Annotated in this window: 16 protein-coding genes; 3 read left to right on the forward strand and 13 right to left on the reverse strand. The window is 62.5% G+C overall.

Features of this window, described 5'->3' with window-relative positions; translation table 11 throughout:
• Positions 1–27: 27 nt before the first annotated feature.
• Complete coding sequence (metG, locus tag ACQ5BL_RS00835) at positions 28–2,061, reverse strand: methionine--tRNA ligase (protein WP_243805935.1); 2,034 nt, start codon at positions 2,059–2,061, stop codon at positions 28–30.
• Positions 2,062–2,246: 185 nt separating this feature from the next.
• On the opposite strand from metG, the gene apbC reads away from it, so the two are divergent.
• A complete protein-coding gene (apbC, locus tag ACQ5BL_RS00840; protein WP_243805933.1) occupies positions 2,247–3,341 on the forward strand; it encodes an iron-sulfur cluster carrier protein ApbC in 1,095 nt (364 codons plus the stop codon).
• Positions 3,342–3,451: 110 nt separating this feature from the next.
• Positions 3,452–4,018 carry a dCTP deaminase gene (gene dcd, locus ACQ5BL_RS00845; RefSeq protein ID WP_207885185.1) on the forward strand — a complete coding sequence of 189 codons (567 nt, stop codon included), beginning with the start codon at positions 3,452–3,454 and terminating at the stop codon, positions 4,016–4,018.
• A 243-nt stretch (positions 4,019–4,261) separates the two neighbouring features.
• Here the strand turns inward: dcd and ACQ5BL_RS00850 are convergent, their stop codons facing one another.
• The 7 genes from ACQ5BL_RS00850 to ACQ5BL_RS00880 all read right to left on the reverse strand — a co-directional run bounded on the left by ACQ5BL_RS00850 (position 4,262) and on the right by ACQ5BL_RS00880 (position 11,096).
• Complete coding sequence (locus ACQ5BL_RS00850; RefSeq protein ID WP_207885184.1) at positions 4,262–5,026, reverse strand: ABC transporter ATP-binding protein; 765 nt, start codon at positions 5,024–5,026, stop codon at positions 4,262–4,264.
• 48 nt (positions 5,027–5,074) lie between these two features.
• Positions 5,075–5,788, reverse strand: a complete 714-nt coding sequence (locus ACQ5BL_RS00855) for an ABC transporter permease (protein WP_243805931.1) — start codon at positions 5,786–5,788, stop codon at positions 5,075–5,077.
• On the reverse strand, positions 5,785–6,498 hold the full coding sequence (locus ACQ5BL_RS00860) for an ABC transporter permease (RefSeq protein WP_243805929.1): 714 nt from the start codon (positions 6,496–6,498) through the stop codon (positions 5,785–5,787). Before ACQ5BL_RS00860 ends, ACQ5BL_RS00855 begins: the two co-directional genes overlap by 4 nt.
• 79 nt (positions 6,499–6,577) lie before the next feature.
• Positions 6,578–7,357 carry an ABC transporter substrate-binding protein gene (locus ACQ5BL_RS00865; RefSeq protein WP_207885181.1) on the reverse strand — a complete coding sequence of 260 codons (780 nt, stop codon included), beginning with the start codon at positions 7,355–7,357 and terminating at the stop codon, positions 6,578–6,580.
• A gap of 335 nt (positions 7,358–7,692) precedes the next feature.
• Positions 7,693–10,233 (reverse strand): penicillin acylase family protein, encoded by a 2,541-nt coding sequence (locus ACQ5BL_RS00870; RefSeq protein WP_243805926.1) that lies wholly within the window; start codon positions 10,231–10,233, stop codon positions 7,693–7,695.
• 168 nt (positions 10,234–10,401) lie between these two features.
• The gene (locus tag ACQ5BL_RS00875) at positions 10,402–10,602 is read right to left on the reverse strand and encodes an SEC-C metal-binding domain-containing protein (protein WP_207885179.1); all 201 of its coding nucleotides are present in this window, start codon (positions 10,600–10,602) and stop codon (positions 10,402–10,404) included.
• Between the two features lie 8 nt (positions 10,603–10,610).
• Positions 10,611–11,096, reverse strand: a complete 486-nt coding sequence (locus tag ACQ5BL_RS00880; protein WP_207885178.1) for an LEA type 2 family protein — start codon at positions 11,094–11,096, stop codon at positions 10,611–10,613.
• Between the two features lie 123 nt (positions 11,097–11,219).
• Between ACQ5BL_RS00880 and ACQ5BL_RS00885 the strand changes: the two genes are divergently transcribed.
• Positions 11,220–11,768: a hypothetical protein gene (locus ACQ5BL_RS00885; protein WP_243805924.1), complete on the forward strand. Its 549-nt coding sequence runs from the start codon at positions 11,220–11,222 to the stop codon at positions 11,766–11,768.
• Here ACQ5BL_RS00885 and ACQ5BL_RS00890 read toward each other — a convergent pair whose 3' ends face one another.
• The 5 genes from ACQ5BL_RS00890 to ACQ5BL_RS00910 all read right to left on the reverse strand — a co-directional run bounded on the left by ACQ5BL_RS00890 (position 11,769) and on the right by ACQ5BL_RS00910 (position 16,633).
• Positions 11,769–12,395 carry a trimeric intracellular cation channel family protein gene (locus tag ACQ5BL_RS00890; protein ID WP_152221280.1) on the reverse strand — a complete coding sequence of 209 codons (627 nt, stop codon included), beginning with the start codon at positions 12,393–12,395 and terminating at the stop codon, positions 11,769–11,771.
• Between the two features lie 166 nt (positions 12,396–12,561).
• The gene (locus ACQ5BL_RS00895) at positions 12,562–13,035 is read right to left on the reverse strand and encodes a YchJ family protein (RefSeq protein WP_243805922.1); all 474 of its coding nucleotides are present in this window, start codon (positions 13,033–13,035) and stop codon (positions 12,562–12,564) included.
• Between the two features lie 353 nt (positions 13,036–13,388).
• Positions 13,389–13,850, reverse strand: coding sequence for an Lrp/AsnC family transcriptional regulator (locus ACQ5BL_RS00900; RefSeq protein WP_207885175.1), 462 nt, complete (start codon positions 13,848–13,850; stop codon positions 13,389–13,391).
• A gap of 179 nt (positions 13,851–14,029) precedes the next feature.
• Positions 14,030–15,526 carry an amino acid permease gene (locus ACQ5BL_RS00905; protein ID WP_243805920.1) on the reverse strand — a complete coding sequence of 499 codons (1,497 nt, stop codon included), beginning with the start codon at positions 15,524–15,526 and terminating at the stop codon, positions 14,030–14,032.
• A gap of 618 nt (positions 15,527–16,144) precedes the next feature.
• The gene (locus ACQ5BL_RS00910) at positions 16,145–16,633 is read right to left on the reverse strand and encodes a DUF6231 family protein (RefSeq protein ID WP_207885173.1); all 489 of its coding nucleotides are present in this window, start codon (positions 16,631–16,633) and stop codon (positions 16,145–16,147) included.
• Between the last annotated feature and the right edge of the window lie 19 nt (positions 16,634–16,652).

Consider the following 16,652-nt stretch of genomic DNA (forward strand, 5'->3'; position numbering starts at 1 on the left):
GCCGGCGTTTTCATGGAGGCTCTGGCGTTACTTGACGCGCTGGCCCGGCTTGGCGCCGCTGTCGGGGCTGAGCAGGTAGATCTCTTCACCGCCGGGGCCTGCGGCCAGGACCATGCCTTCGGAGATGCCGAACTTCATCTTGCGCGGGGCCAGGTTGGCCACGTACAGGGTCAGGCGGCCTTCGAGCTTGCTCGGGTCCGGGTAGGCGCTCTTGATGCCGGAGAACACGTTGCGTTTCTCGTCGCCGATGTCCAGGGACAGGCGCAGCAGCTTGTCGGCTCCCTCGACGAATTCGCACTTCTCGATCAGCGCGATGCGCAGGTCGACGGCGGCGAACGCGTCGAAGTTGATCTCCGCGGCCAGCGGGTCCTTGGTCAGTTCGCCATTGCCCTTGGGCTGGTTGGCGGCGGCGAGGTCTTCCTTGGAGGCTTCGATCATGGCTTCGATTTTCGCGGGCTCGATACGGGTCATCAGCGGGTTGAACGGGTTCAGCGGGTGGTTGGCCAGCAGTTGCTCGTGGTCGGCCCACTTCAGCGGGGCGACGTTGAGGAAGGCTTCGGCGGCTTCGGCCAGCTTCGGCAGCACGGGCTTCAGGAAGATCACCAGCTGGCGGAACAGGTTCACGCCCAGGGCGCAAATGGCCTGCACTTCGTCCTGCTTGCCTTCCTGCTTGTTCAGCGACCAGGGCGCCTTGTCGGCGATCCAGGCGTTGGCCTGGTCGGCCAGGGCCATGATTTCGCGCATGGCGCGGCCGAAGTCGCGGGCTTCATAGGCGGCGGCGATGCTCGGCGCGGCGCTGCGGAAGGCTTCGACCAGCTCCGGTGCCGGGTTGGCGTCCACCAGCAGGCCGTTGTTGCCCTTGTGGATGAAGCCGGCGCAACGGCTGGCGATGTTGACCACCTTGCCGACCAGGTCGGAGTTGACCTTCTGCACGAAGTCTTCGAGGTTCAGGTCGAGGTCGTCCACGCCGCGGCCCAGCTTGGAGGCGTAGTAGTAGCGCAGGTATTCCGGGTCCAGGTGGTCCAGGTAGGTGCGCGCCTTGACGAAGGTGCCGCGCGACTTGGACATCTTCTGGCCGTTGACGGTCAGGTAGCCGTGCACGTTCACCGCGGTCGGCTTGCGGTAGCCGGCGCCTTCGAGCATGGCGGGCCAGAACAGCGCGTGGAAGTTGACGATGTCCTTGCCGATGAAGTGGTACAGCTCGGCGTCGGAGCCCTGCTGCCAGTAGGCGTCGAAGTCCAGTTCCGGGCGACGTGCGCAGAGGTTCTTGAAGCTGGCCATGTAGCCGATCGGCGCGTCCAGCCAGACGTAGAAGTACTTGCCCGGTGCGTCGGGAATCTCGAAGCCGAAGTAGGGCGCATCGCGGGAGATGTCCCACTCCTGCAGGCCGGAATCCAGCCATTCGGCGATCTTGTTGGCCACCGAGTCCTGCAGGGTGCCGCTGCGGGTCCATTCCTGCAGCATGGCCTGGAAGTCAGGCAGCTTGAAGAAGTAGTGCAGCGATTCCTTGAGCACCGGGGTGGCGCCGGAGATGGCCGACTTCGGGTCTTTCAGCTCGGTGGGCGAGTAGGTCGCGCCGCAGGCTTCGCAGTTGTCGCCGTACTGGTCGGCGGTGCCGCACTTCGGGCAGGTGCCCTTGATGAAGCGGTCGGCCAGGAACATCTGCTTTTCCGGGTCGAAGTACTGGGTCACCGGGCGGGTGGCGATGTGGCCGGCTTCGCGCAGCTTGACGTAGATGGCCGAGGACAGCTCGCGGTTCTCTTCCGAGTGGGTCGAGTGGTAGTTGTCGAAGTCCACCAGGAACTCGGCGAAGTCGGCCATGTGCTCGGCGCGCACGCCGTCGATCAGCTGCTCGGAGGTGATGCCTTCGCGCTCGGCGCGCAGCATGATCGCCGAGCCGTGGGCGTCGTCCGCGCACACGTACACCGCCTGGTTGCCACGCATCTTCTGGAAGCGCACCCAGATGTCGGTCTGGATGTACTCCAGCATGTGACCCAGGTGGATCGAGCCGTTGGCGTAGGGCAGGGCGCTGGTGACGAGAATCTTGCGGGCTTCGGACATGATGATCGGCCGTGACGGAAAAACGAGGGAAGTCGGCAACTATATAGGGACGTGGCTGATTTTTCACCCGTGTGCCGCCTGGGAGTAAGCCCGAGGCGTTCATGCGACCGATGATCGCGAGCAAGGGCGCCACGAGAGGCGTAATATGCCCGCCTATTCTGCTCAGTCTTTCATCGGGAGTACCCATGAGCTCCGTTACCCGTGCCACGGTGGAGAGCGTTCTCCGCCAGATCAACGACCCCCACACCGGCCAGAACCTGCTGGACGCCGGCTACCTGCGCGAGCTGGACATCCAGGGCGGGCGCATCGCGCTGACCCTGGAGCTGGGCTACGCGGCGGGCCTGTTCAAGAACGGCCTGGCGCAGACCGTGCAACTGGCCCTGGAAGCCCTGGACGGCGTCGATTCCGCACAGGTGAAGGTGGAAACCCACATCGCCGCGCACAAGGCCCAGGCCCAGGTACCGGGCATGAGCAACGTGAAGAACATCATCGCCGTGGCCTCCGGCAAGGGCGGCGTGGGCAAGTCCACCACCGCCGCCAACCTCGCGCTGGCGCTGGCCCGCGAAGGCGCCAAGGTCGGCATCCTCGACGCCGACATCTATGGCCCGAGCCAGGGCATCATGTTCGGCATTCCCGAGGGCACCCGGCCGAAGATCCGCGACCAGAAGTGGTTCATTCCGCTGGAATCCCACGGTGTGGAAGTCATGTCCATGGCCTTCCTCACCGACGACAACACTCCGGTGGTCTGGCGCGGCCCGATGGTTTCCGGCGCGCTGATCCAGCTGATCACCCAGACTGCCTGGAACGACCTGGACTACCTGGTCATCGACATGCCGCCGGGTACCGGCGACATCCAGCTGACCCTGGCGCAGAAGGTGCCGGTGGCCGGTTCGGTAATCGTCACCACGCCGCAGGACCTGGCCCTGCTCGACGCGAAGAAGGGCGTGGAGATGTTCCGCAAGGTCAACATCCCGGTGCTGGGCGTGGTCGAGAACATGGCCGTGCACATCTGCTCCAACTGCGGCCATGCCGAGCACCTGTTCGGCGAAGGCGGCGGCGAGAAGCTGGCGGCGCAGTATGGCGTCGAGTTGCTGGCGTCGCTGCCGCTGTCCATGGCCATCCGCATGCAGGCCGACGGTGGCAAGCCCACGGTGATCGCCGATCCGGAAAGCCAACTGGCGATGATCTACCAGGAAATGGCCCGCTGCGTCGGCGCCCGCATCGCCCTGAGCGAGAAGGCCGCGCCGGACATGCCGAGCATCTCGATCAGCGACGACTGACCGGCGTTTTCGGGAGCGACACCCCACCGCCCGGCGCGCCCCTTTGCCGGGCGGCGCGCCTGCCGGTAAGATTCGCGTTTCTTTTTTTCAGCAGCTACGGGACGCCCGCCATGAGCATCAAATCGGACAAGTGGATTCGCCGCATGGCTCTGGAGCACGGCATGATCGAGCCGTTCGTCGAGCGCCAGATCCGTGGTGCCGACGACAGCCGGGTCATCTCCTATGGTGTCTCCAGCTACGGCTACGACGTGCGCTGCGCCGCCGAATTCAAGGTGTTCACCAACATCCACTCGGCCGTGGTCGATCCGAAGAACTTCGACGAGAAGAGCTTCGTGGACATCAACAGCGACGTCTGCATCATCCCGCCGAACTCCTTCGCCCTGGCCCGCACCGTCGAGTACTTCCGCATCCCGCGCGACGTGCTGACCATCTGCCTGGGCAAGAGCACCTACGCGCGCTGCGGCATCATCGTCAACGTGACCCCGCTGGAACCCGAGTGGGAAGGCCACGTGACCCTGGAATTCTCCAACACCACCAACCTGCCGGCGAAGATCTACGCCCACGAAGGCGTGGCGCAGATGCTGTTCCTGCAGTCGGACGAGGCGTGCGAAGTGTCGTACAAGGACCGTGGCGGCAAGTACCAGGGCCAGATGGGCGTGACCCTGCCGAAGGCCTGATCTTTCCGCTATGAACGAAAAACCGGGCATTGGCCCGGTTTTTTATTGCCGGTCGAAACCGCAGGAGTTGGACCGGCAGGCGCAAGCTCGTACTGCTCCGCTGTGATGGGTATCGCTTCGCTCCACGCCATCCTACGGACCTGAGCATTTGTAGGAGCGAGCTTGCTCGCGAACGGCTTCGCAGCGGGCCTTGTTCGCGAGCAAGCTCGCTCCTACGAAAAGCCGCCCAGCGGAAGAGGGTGGTTATTTCAGGTTGCCACTGAGGAACTGCCGCAGCCGCTCGCTCTTCGGCTTGCCCAGCACTTCCTGCGGCGGGCCCTGTTCCTCGACGCGGCCCTGGTGGAGGAACAGCACCTGGCTGGATACCTCGCGGGCGAAGGCCATCTCGTGAGTCACCAGGATCATGGTGCGGCCTTCTTCGGCCAACGCCTTGATGACCTTGAGCACCTCGCCGACCAGTTCCGGGTCGAGCGCCGAGGTGGGCTCGTCGAACAGCATGATTTCCGGCTCCATCGCCAGCGCGCGGGCGATGGCCACGCGCTGCTGCTGGCCGCCGGAGAGGAAGGCCGGGTACTTGTCGATGACCTGCGCCGGCAGGCCGACCTTGCTCAGGTAGCTGCGGGCGCGGTCCTCGGCTTCCGCACGCTCCACGCCCAGCACTCGGCGCGGCGCCAGGGTGACGTTCTCCAGCACGGTCATGTGGCTCCACAGGTTGAAGTGCTGGAACACCATCGCCAGGCGCGTGCGGATGCGCTGCAGTTGCGCCGGGTCGGCCACGCGCATGCCGCCGGGACCCGGCAGCATCTTCACTTCCTCGCCGTCGAGGATCATCCGGCCCTCGTCGGGCTGTTCGAGGAAGTTGATGCAGCGCAGGAAGGTGCTTTTGCCCGAGCCGCTGGCGCCGATCATGCTCACCACGTCGCCGGTCCTGGTCTCCAGGGATACGCCCTTGAGCACCTCGTTGTCGCCGTAGCGCTTGTGCAGGGACTCGATCTTCAGTGTGGTCATGCGGGCCTCAGGAATGCATTACGGGAGTGGCGTAGGGCAGGGTGCGATTCAGCCATGGCTGGGGCCGAGGAAGGCCAGCCAGCGTCGCTCGGCCAGGCGGAACAGCCCGACCAGGGTGAAGGAGGTCACCAGGTAGAGCATCGCGGCGATGCCGAAGGACTGGAAGGACAGGAAGGTCGCGGCGTTGGCGTCGCGGGCGATCTTCATCAGGTCCGGCACGGTGGCGGTGAAGGCCACGGTGGTGGAGTGCAGCATGAGGATCACTTCGTTGCTGTAGTACGGCAGCGCGCGGCGCAGCGCCGAGGGCATGATCACGTAGCGGTACAGTCGCCAGCCGCTCAGGCCGTAAGCGTGCGCGGCCTCGACTTCGCCGTGGGCGATGTTGCGGATGGCGCCGGCGAAGATCTCCGTGGTGTAGGCGCAGGTGTTCAGGGCGAAGGCCAGCAGGGTGCAGTTCAGGCCGTTGCGGAAGAAGGCGTCGAGTATCGGTTGCTCGCGGACCGCCGCCAGGCTGTAGATGCCGGTGTAGCAGACCAGCAACTGGATATACAGCGGCGTGCCGCGGAATATGTAGGTGTAGAACTGCACCGGCCAGCGCACCAGCGGCTTGCGTGAGACGCGGGCGATGGACAGGGGAATGGCGAAGGTGAAGCCGAACGCGATGGAGACCACCAGCAGCCAGAGCGTCATGGCCAGGCCGGTGATGTGGTAGCCGTCGGTCCAGAGGAAGGCTTTTCCGTACTGCTGCAGCAATTCGATCATCGCAGGGCCTCGCGCACGCCGATGGCATAACGGCGCTCAAGGGCGTTGAGCACGAAGTTGGAGAGGGTGGTGAAGACCAGGTAGATCAGTGCGGCCACGATCAGGAAGAAGAACAGCCGGTAGCTGCTCTTGCCGGCATCCTGCGCGGCGCGGACCACGTCGGACAGGCCGATGATGGAGACCAGCGCGGTGGACTTGATCAGCACCATCCAGTTGTTGCCCAGCCCCGGCAGGGCGAAGCGCATCAGCTGCGGGAAGAGCACGAAACGGAAGCGCTGCGCCCGGCTCAGGCCATAGGCGCTGGCCGCTTCCAGCTGGCCGCGCGGCACCGCGAGGATGGCGCCACGGAAGGTTTCGGTGAAGTAGGCGCCGTAGATGAAGCCGAGGGTGATCACCCCGGCGCTGAACGGGTCGATCTCGATGTATTCCCATTCCATGTAGTCGGTGAGGTCGGCCAGCCAGGTCTGCAGGCTGTAGAAGATCAGCAGCATCAGCACCAGGTCGGGGACGCCGCGGATCAGCGTGGTGTAGAGGGTCGCCGGGAAACGCAGGAGTCTGGAGCCGGAGAGCTTGGCGCTGGCGCCGATCAGGCCGAGCAGGACGGACAGCAGCAGTGAGCAGATCGACAACTTGATGGTCATCCAGGTGCCGTCCAGCAGGATGGCCCCGTAGCCCTTGAGGCTGATGCTTTCGAGGAATGCCTGGAGCATGCGCTGAGCGCTCCCGTGATGCCGCCGCTGCCGTGACGGGCCCGCCCCGGTCGGCGGGGGCGGGCGCGCTCAGGGCCGATCAGTCGTTGTAGATGTCGAGGTCGCCGAAGTATTTCTTCTGCAACTTGTCGTAGGTGCCGTCGGCGTGGATGGCCTTGATGCCCTTGTTGAGCATCTCGCGCAGTTCGTTGTTGCCCTTGCGCACGCCGATGGCGATGTCCGCCGGCATCAGCGGGTCATGCACCGGCTTGCTGATCTCGAAGCCCTTGCCCTGGTCGGTCTTGAGGAAGCCCTGCTCGGCCTGCAGCAGGTCCTGCAGCGAGGCGTCCAGGCGGCCGGACACCAGGTCGGAGTAGACCTGATCCTGGTTCTGGTAGCTCTGCACGTTGACCCCGGCCGGCTCCAGCTTGGTCTTGGCGAAGGTTTCCTGGATGGTGCCCTGCTCGACGCCCACGGTCTTGCCCTTGAGCGAGTCGGCGGTGGCTTCGAGCCCCGAACCTTTCTTGCTGATCATCGCCGAAGGGCCGGTGAAAAGTTTCTCGGTGAAGTCGATTTCCTTCTTGCGCGCTTCGGTGACGGTCATCGAGGAGATCACGCCGTCGAACTTGCGTGCTTTCAGGCCCGGAATCATCCCGTCGAAGTCGTTGGGCATCCACACGCACTTGACTTTCAGGTGCTCGCAGATGGCGTTGCCCAGGTCGATGTCGAAGCCGACCAGGCTACCGTCCGGGGCCTTGGACTCGAAGGGGGCATAGGAAGGGTCGGTGGCGAAGCGGATTTCTTTCCACTCCTTGGCTTGCAGGGCGCCGGCGCTGGCCATCAGGACCAGGGCGGAGAGTGTCAACCAGGCTTTTTTCATCGAAGGGAATCCTTAGAGGTTGGTCAAGCAGGTGGAAATAACGGGAACACCTGTGCAACAGCGCAAGGACAGCAATTTTCGAACCAGGCACGGAGCGGCGGACGCCAGCGACAGGAAAAGGATGACGGACGCGGTCCTGCAAAAGGTATAGCAGCGGCAACTCCGGCGTGCGCACCCGGTTGGGGCGCGGGAGTGAGGCGTCGGGTAACGGGATGGTGCGCGGCAGAAAAAAGAAAGGCACCCGAAGGTGCCTGAAAATGATCATGGAGTAAGTCGACTGTTCTGATTCCGGGGCGGGACACAAGTTCCCGTCCCCGGAGAAATTTCTCAGTCGATCACTTGCCCGGCACCAGCGTCAGGCGCTTCGTGCCGTAGACCTTGTCCAGGTTCTGCGACTGGAAGGGGAAGCTCATGTAGTTGCCCTTCAACCAGGCATCGATGCCGTCGGCATAGTGGGGGCTGGCCGGGTTGCCGGACTGGCCGCTGCTGTTGACACCCATCATCGGCTCGCTCTGGCCGAAGTCGACGACGATGCGCATGGCCGGGATCAGCCAGGTGTCGAAGTCCTGGCCCCAGTGGTAGGCCGAGACGTTCAGCGTGGTGTGGTCGCCGCCGGCCGGGTAGGGGCCGCGGTCCAGGTAGCCCTTGATCGCGCCGAGGCTGGCGCGCTCGCTGGCGCTCAGGTTGGGCGCCATCTTGGTGCTGTCGCTGACCCACTCGTAGGTGTGCAGCTTGCCCCACTGCCAGGCGCGGCGGTCACTGCCCAGCTTCTGCTCGCAGAAGGCGGTGGCGGCGGCCAGGCTGCGGGCGAGGATTGCCGGCTTGTCTTCCTTCTGCGGAGTGCGGGTGTCATCCCAGAACGGACTGTCGTCGCGCCCCAGCAGGTGGTCGGCCTGGGCCGAGTAGGAGAGGTTGGCGTTCTCCACGAAGGCTTTCCAGGACGGGCTGTCTTCCGGGCCGAGTTCGTCGAGGAATATCTGCCTGGTGCTTTCCTGCAGGAAGGCTTCGTACAGCGCAGCGTCGCCCGAGGTGGCCGAGAGCTTGCCGTCGAACGCCATGATCCGGTCCAGCGCTTCGCGGGCGCGGGCGCGCTGGTCGGCGGGCAGGGCGTCGATGGCTTTCTTCAGCGGCTGCGTCATGCCAGGTGCGTCGAGCATGGATTGCAGCTTGCCGGCGAAGGGCGTGGTCTGGTCGTACTGCATGGCGATCATGCTGCGGTAATCGTGACTCTTGCTGGCGCCGGCCAGTTGCGCGATGCGCTCGTAACGCTCCGGGTAGTACCAGGAGCTGGACAGCTGCGCGCCGTAGCCGGGCTGCACGGTGCGATGGTTGGCGGTGCCCAGCCAGCCCTGCGACGGGTCCTGGTCGGACGGATGCAGGATCGGGTCGGCGTAGCCGTCCCAGTCGTAGCGGCCGTCCCAGCCGGGGGAGGGCAGCAGGCCGCGGCCTTCCTTGCGGTTGGGGAAGCGCCCGGTGACCTGCCAGCCGATGTGCTTCTCATCGGCGAACAGGATGTTCAGCGCCATCGCACGGACGTCGCGGGTGGCGTCGAACGCCTGCTCGACGCTCTTGGCGCGGGACAGGTCGAAGAAGGCGTCGAGGGTGCGGTCGGTCTCGCCCTGGATGCTCTGGTAGGCGATGCCGTAGCCGCTGGTCAGCGGCAGCGGCTGCAGGTCGTGCTTGCGCTCGCCCAGCGCGCTGTTGAGCAGCGGGCCGTGGCGGGTCTCGTAGATGACTTCGCGGACCGGGCTCTGGCCCTTGATGAAGAAGGTCTCGTTGCGCTCGACCGCCGGCTTCCACTGGCCATCGGCGAGGTAGTAGAGCTTGCTGCCCTGGCGCTTCACCTGTTCCAGGAACAGGTCCTGGTTGTCGCCCATGACCATGGTCATGCCCCAGGCCAGCTTGCCGTTGAAGCCGGCCACCACGCCCGGCACGCCGGCAATGGAAACGCCGGCGGCGCTGAATTTCGGCGAACGGATCTGCACGTAGTTCCACACCGAGGGCATGGACAGCGGCAGGTGGGTGTCGTTGGCCAGGAGGCTCTTGCCGCTGCGGCTGCGCTGCGGGGCGATGGCCCAGTTGTTGGAGGCGGCGACGCCCATCATCTGCAGCGCGGCGACCTGGCCGGCGGCGCGGTCCAGCGCGTCGAGGCCGGCGATCTTCCCTTCCAGGCGCAGGCCCTTGAGCTTGTCTGCCTCGTCGAAGGGCAGCGCCTCGTCCGGGTAGATCGGCGTCAGCCAGGGCAGCTTGTCGGCGCCGACTTTCTGCGCGATGACCAGGGAGGCGATCTCTTCCTGCAGGTTCACCGCCAGGCCGAAGTTCAGCAGGCTGAAGACCAGCGCGGAGTCTTCCGGCTTCCAGTACTCGGGGTGGTAGCCGGACTCGGCCAGGTCCATCGGCAGCTTGTCGCGGTAGCGGAACAGGTAGGCGTTGACGCCGCGCGCGTAGGTCTCGAAGAAGTGCTTGAGGCGCGGCGAGGAGCCGGAATAGAGGGCGTCAGCGGCCTTCTTCAGGTTCACCGTGCGCATGAAGCGGTCGGTCTCCAGCGCGCCGGGGCCGACCATTTCCGACAGGCGCCCCTGGGCCATCAGGCGCAGGCCGACCATCTGGCTGATACGGTCGCTGGCGTGCACGTAGCCCAGGGTGAACAGCGCATCGTGGAAGCTGCTGCTCTCGATCAGCGGCATTCCCAGGCTGTTGCGGCGGATCGACACGTTGTCCGCCAGGCCCTTGATCGGCTGCACGCCGGAGGTCGGTGTCAGGCTGTCGGCATAGTGGTCGTTCAGCCAGCTCTGGCAGCCGGCGAGGCTGACGGCGGCGCTGAGGGTGGCGGCAAGGCCGAAGCTGGGAAGCCGGCGGAAGGCTCGCGGGGCCATGAAGGTGTGCTCCTGCACAAGGGATCGCGGGAAAGGCGCTACGTTAGTGAGCCGGGAAGAGCCGCGCAAGCCACGCACGGCGGGATTTTCGGCCATCGGCAAAGACGTGGGGCGGACAGCAGAAGGCCCGCGCTGGGCGGGCCTTCTACGGGGTGCTCGGCGTCGTTGTCAGGCGCCGTGGCACTTCTTGAACTTGTTGCCGCTGCCGCAGGGGCAAGGGTCGTTGCGACCGACATCCTTGAGCGGGTTGCGCACCGGCTCGTGGCTGTGGTTGCAGTGCGGGCCGTGCACGTGGCCGTGGTCATGGTGGTGGTCATGATCATGGTCGTGGTTGCAGTTCGGACCGTGTACGTGGGGTTCCTGGCTCATGGTGACGCTCACTCGGGGATGAAATCGCCGGGAATTATCTCGCCATTGCGGGCGATGTGCACGCTCTGGCCGAACAGCAGGCCGGTTTTCACTTCACCGGTGAGGCTGTAGTGGATCGGCTTGTCGGGATTTTCCAGCAGCTTGACGATGTACTTCATGTGCCGCCAGAGGTTGGTGGTCACCGGTACCTCGAAGGTTTCGTGGCCATTGGCGGGGACTGTGAACCAATTATTCGACTCGCCTTCGGCCAGGTCGACATCATTGAGCTTGACCTTGTAGGCCAGGCCGCGGACTGGAAGGCTGAAGTCGTTCGGATTGTCGATGCGGAAGTGCAGGACGAATTCCTGCTCCAGCAAGCGGGCCTTGACGACGTCGACCTTCTGCAGCTTCACGTCGGGTTGCTGGAAATCGCCCGCGATCCAACTGCAACCTGACACGAGGCTGAACAGCCAGAACAGGCTGAGAATTCTTATCATTTGCGCCTGATAATTCATGTCTATCCCCTAAGGCGCCCCCAGTGTACCAAGCACCTGCTCGGCTGCAAGTTGTTGTTACGTTAAAAAAAGCTGCACCATACTGGTCGAATGTAACCGGCGGGTTAACACAGGAGAGTGACGATGAGCCGCTATGAGATCGCCTTTTCGGGCCGGACCGTACCGGGCGCCCAGCTCGACAGCGTGAAGGCCAACCTGGCCAGGCTGTTCCAGGCCGATGCGCAGCGTATCGAACTGCTGTTCTCCGGCCGGCGCATGGTGATCAAGAACAACCTGGATGAGGCGGCGGCAGAGAAGTACCGCAGCGTGATCGAGCGTGCCGGCGCCATCGTCGAGGTGGTGGACATGGATGCGCCGATCGAGGAGATCGAGCTGGCGCCGCCGCCGGCCGCCGATCCCGAACAAGCCCAGGCCGGCGCGACGGCGGCTCCGGGGCGCCTGCAGGTTGCGCCACGTGACGGCTACATGGCCGCCTTCGCCGATGTCGAGGCGCTGGACTTCGGCCTCGCGCCGGTGGGCGCCGATCTGCAGGACGACAAGCCCGACGCCCAGGCGCCGAGCGTGGACCTCAGCCAGTTCAGCCTGGCGCCGGTCGGCAGCGACATGGGTCAGGCCAAGGCCGCGCCCGCAGGCCCGGCGCCGGACACCAGCCACCTGAAGCTGGCGGACTGATCAGTCGCCCTGCTGCGGGTCGTCCTTGTAGACGAACTTGGGCATTTCCCAGCGGAAACGGATCGCCAGCATGCGGAACAGGAAGCCGGCGAACAGGGTGATCAGCATGGCCTGCTCCTTGGGCAGGTCGATCTGCAGGCAGATCAGGTAGCACCAGGCGCTGGCGAAGGAGACGCTGGCGTACAGCTCGCGGCGGAAGATCAGCGGCACGTCGTTGCAGAAGATGTCCCGCAGGATGCCGCCGAAGACCCCGGTGATAACCCCGCTGACCGCGGCGATCAGCAGGCTGTGGCCCATCTCCAGGCTGACCTGGCAGCCGATCAGGGTGAAGGCCACCAGGCCCACGGCGTCCAGCGCCAGGAACAGCGAGCGCAGGTGGCGCATCAGCGGAGCGATGAACACGGTGACCAGCGCAGCGGCGGCGGTGAGCGCCAGGTATTCCGGATGGCGCACCCAGGTCAGCGGGTAGTGGCCCAGCAGCATGTCGCGCACCGAGCCGCCACCCAGGGCGGTGACGCAGGCCACCAGCACCACGCCGAACAGGTCCATGCTGCGGCGGCCGGCGGACAATGCGCCGGTCATGGCTTCGGCGGTGATGGCGATGATGTAGAGAACGGTGAGCAGCATGGCGAGGTCCGACTGGGGGAATCGGTGCGGCGAAGGACCGCCGCCCCGAAAAAGGCGCGGATTCTAGCCGAGACGCCTGCCGGCCCCAAGTGGGGCGCCTTCACACCTTAGTCGGGTCCGGAGCCTTGGGCGCACAACCACGAATGGCCAGTCGTCCCTGGCCTCGTCACTCTATCCAGGGGCCGCAGCACTTTTTCAGCTTGCCGCCGGCGCCGCAGGGGCAGGGATCGTTGCGCCCCAGCTTCATCGGCACGGTCGGATCGAGGAAGTACCAGCGGCCTTCGCGCTGGACGAACCCCGAGCATTCGCGGTGGCTGTGTTCGCCGTTGCTGTCGTGCCAGCGGGCGACGAAGGTGACCCGCGCATGTTCCGGCTGGCCACCGAGCACCTCGTGGCTCTCCACCTCCAGGCCCAGCCAGGTGCTGCCCAGGCTCCAGGCGCGGATGGCGTCCAGGTCCAGGCCCTGCTGCTGGGCGGGCAGGGTGGTGTCCTGCAGGTAGTCCACCAGGCCCAGCGCATAGGCGCTGTAGCGCGAACGCATCAGGGCTTCGGCGGTAGGCGCCGCTGTGCCTGCATGGAAGCGTCCGCAGCACTCGGGCAGCGGACGGCCGCTGCCGCAGGGGCAGGTCGGTTCGGTCATGGTCACCGCCAGTACTTTCCGAAGTTTTCCGGTTTGGCCCAGAACCGGGACGTAGGTGGCTGCAGGCCAAGCGTAGCGGGCTTCATGGCGGTCCTCAAAGTGTTCTGGTGACACGAAGGTTACACCATTGGTGACGGTTCGCGAGGAGCTCGAGGGACCCGTAGGGCCGTGCGAGGGAACTCAGCCCGTGTGAGCTTTCGAAATCGCTTTGGCGATCTTCGCGATGGGAGCGCTGTAACCAGAAGTGTCGATGGAACTGGTCTGCGAGGCATGACCGGAAGAATATGGCCAGAAGCAGTTTTATTGGTAAGGAGGCGGTTTTGTAAAGCTATTTACAATTCCGAAGAAACAGATCAAAGAGGATGCCCGCGATCAATTTTACTGCTGAGGATAATGGACGTGGTGGTCTTTGCAACGCCTTCTAGACTTCCAATCTGATCTAAAATTTTATCAAGGCACTCAGGCGAGTTTGAACGTAACCAGGCAACGTAGTCGAACTCGCCGCTAACAGCACACAGTTGTTCTACCTCTGACATTGCACTTAGTCGCTTTACGACATCCTTCCCTGATCGTGAGTGGACGGTGATCCCGACGTAAGCTTGCAAACCACCATCAAGCAGCTGCTGTCCCAGGCGAACTCCATATCCAGTGATGATTTTGGCACTTTCAAGCTTGGATAGTCGCGAGTTCACAGTTGTGCGGGCGATGCCTAGAGTTCGGGCAAGGACAGCCACGGTTTCACGGGCGTTTATCTTCAGGGCTGCAATGAGTTGAAGGTCAATCTCATCAAGGGTGGCCGGACGCAATTCGGACATGGGCGGTCAGTCTCATGTTTGAAAATACACAGGTATGTATTGTTTTTGCCGGTTACGTTTGATTGTTGAATGTATGAAAATATTAGTGTGCTGCGCCGCGGATGTTGAAATACTGTCTGGGCGCTGCGTGATCACGTAACACAACGCCCAGATTTTCGTCAGTATTAGCGCTTGGCAATCTAGCGATGGCTTAGCTGTAGATGTGCTTGTAAAGGTAGGGGTTCGTCTACCCGATTTCCTTCTACATCCATTTCATTATAATTTACCAGTCGAGTGCCGTGCTTGATTCGATAACCAAGCCAGACTGCAAGGAATAGTGGCAGACTAATATAGGTGGCTACGAGACCGCTCCAGTCGATATGCTCACCGATGAATGCGCTATAGTTCTGGCCAAGAACAATTATCATGCAGAGGCTAAAGGCAAACAGCGGGCCAAATGGGAAGAGAGTGGCTCGATAAGGCAGTTCTTCCAAACGTCCTCCTTGAGCAAGGAAGCCTTTTCGAAAGCGATAATGAGAGACGGCAATCCCCAGCCATGCAATGAATCCGCACATGCCCGAAGTGTTGAGTAGTGCATTGTATATGAATTTATCGCCAAATACGGACGTCAGGAAGCAAAGTGCGCCGATCAATGTGGTTGCATAAAGTGCATTGCGTGGCACCCCATTGCGCGAGATTTTAGCGAAAATCTTGGGCGCTTTACCCTGCTCGGCAAGACTATGGAGCATGCGGGTAGATGCATACATTCCTGAGTTACCTGCCGAGAGAATGGCGGTTAGGATGACGGCGTTCATTAGCGCAGCCGCTGATGCAAAACCGGCACGTTCGAAAAGCAAGGTGAATGGGGAGACGCTAATGTCCGTCGTTTCGTTGCGTAATAGACTTGGATCAGTGTATGGAATCAGTGCTCCAATCACGAAGATTGCAAGAATATAGAATAGCGTGATGCGCCAGAATACTTGGCGAACAGCAATAGGTACGTTTTTACTGGGATTTTGGGATTCTGCTGCCGCAACGCCTACGATTTCCGTGCCTTGAAACGAGAAGCCGGCAATCATTACAACTCCAACCAGGGCTTGGAAGCCGCCTGCGAACGGTGCGTCGCCAGTTGTGAAGTTTTTAAATCCAGGTGATTCTATTCCGTGCATCAATCCAAAAATAGTGGCTAATCCTATAATGATGAATACGATTACCACCAGGACTTTAATTAGTGCGAACCAGAATTCGCTTTCACCAAAGCAGCGTACTGATACGAAATTCAGCAAGAATATTATTGCCAGGAAAGCGCCGCTCCAATAAATTCCAGGAGTGTCTGGGAACCAGAACTTCATAACTAGCTGGGCGGCTACAAGTTCCGCGGCGATGGTCACGGCCCAGTTGAACCAATAGTTCCAGCCTAGTGCAAATCCGAAGCCGCTCTCAACAAATTTACTTCCGTAAGTGCTGAATGAGCCGGCGACAGGCATGTACGCGGCCATTTCGCCAAGACTGGTCATCAGGAAGTAAACCATTACCCCGATCAATGCGTACGCCAGGAGGGTTCCCCCGGGACCCGAACTGGCAATAGAAGCACCTGTTGCTACAAATAGCCCCGTGCCAATTGAGCCACCTATGGCGATCATATTCAGGTGGCGTGTTGATAGTGTTCGTTTCAGGGTGTTTTTTGGCTTGCTCATTTTCCCGTCTCCTGCTTCAGGTAGTCAGGATCGGGTTTTGGTTGAATACTTGAATTTGGTGTGGTCATTATTAAAAGTCATTATTGGATTTATTATAATTCCGCCTGCGCCGGGAGGGCGGCGGGTGCATGTAAGGCAATGAGCTATTAGGCGACCGCTGGCATGGAGTACGCCATCAAATTGGGCTCACCTAATGAATTCTAAAATTGGTAGGGTTCATAAAGAAGACGCAATATGCAGCGTTTTGATGCGATTTTCGTCATTTTGATGATGGTGTTGATCATAATGACGAGGCTCCCCTGGTCGCATAGCCATCTCCAAGCCCCACAATGAGGCCCATCACGAGGTGCCATGAGCAGTCCGTGTTACTCCGAAGATGACCTTGGAGAACGGCACTGCGGTCGGCCTATTAGTGGAGCGGAGGGAGAGCGTGAAGCTACGCGAGGAGCGGCCCGAGGGCGGCCCTCAGGTAGTAGATTCCTGAGCGGCGGAAGTGCCAGACCGACAGTCTTTGCCGGAGCTAGTGACAGTGTTGGCTACAGGCAGGTGACGCCTGGCCCTGTTCGGGCATGGCGTTGAGGTCGGTCAATGTGAGGTCAGCCCTTGATGTTCATGGGTTTACCACCAGTACTTCCCGAAATTCTCTGGGTTGGCCCAGAACTTGGCGTTGAGCCAGTCCGGTACCTGCTTGTATTCGTGCAGATCGTAGGTGAACAGGGTGAGCACCTGCGAATCGCGTTGGAAGCGTTCGCTGGCCTGCATGGCCAGCGCATAGAAATCGGTGTCCTGCGCCTGCGCAGCGTCGAGGTCGACCAGCACGGCGACCTTGCTGCTGTTGAGATTGCGGATACCCCCCACCAGTTGCTGCGCCTCGCGCCGCGGCAGGTGTTCCAGGCAGTCGGCGAGCAGCGCCAGGTCGTAGCGGTGCGCGGCGATGTCCGCCGGCAGGCTGCCGGCGGGAGCGTGAAACAGTTCGCAATCCGGATGCGCCGCGCAGAATGCATCCACCGCGGGAATCTGGCTGGCGCCCACCAGCAGCAGGCGCTGCGGTGCATAGCGGTCGAGCAGGGCGGCAAGGGCTTGTTGCGGTGTGCGTGTCGAAATCATGGGGTTTCGTCGAAGGCGA

Origin of the sequence: Pseudomonas sp. B1-22 (assembly GCF_050474425.1) — a bacterium.
Lineage (GTDB): Bacteria > Pseudomonadota > Gammaproteobacteria > Pseudomonadales > Pseudomonadaceae > Pseudomonas.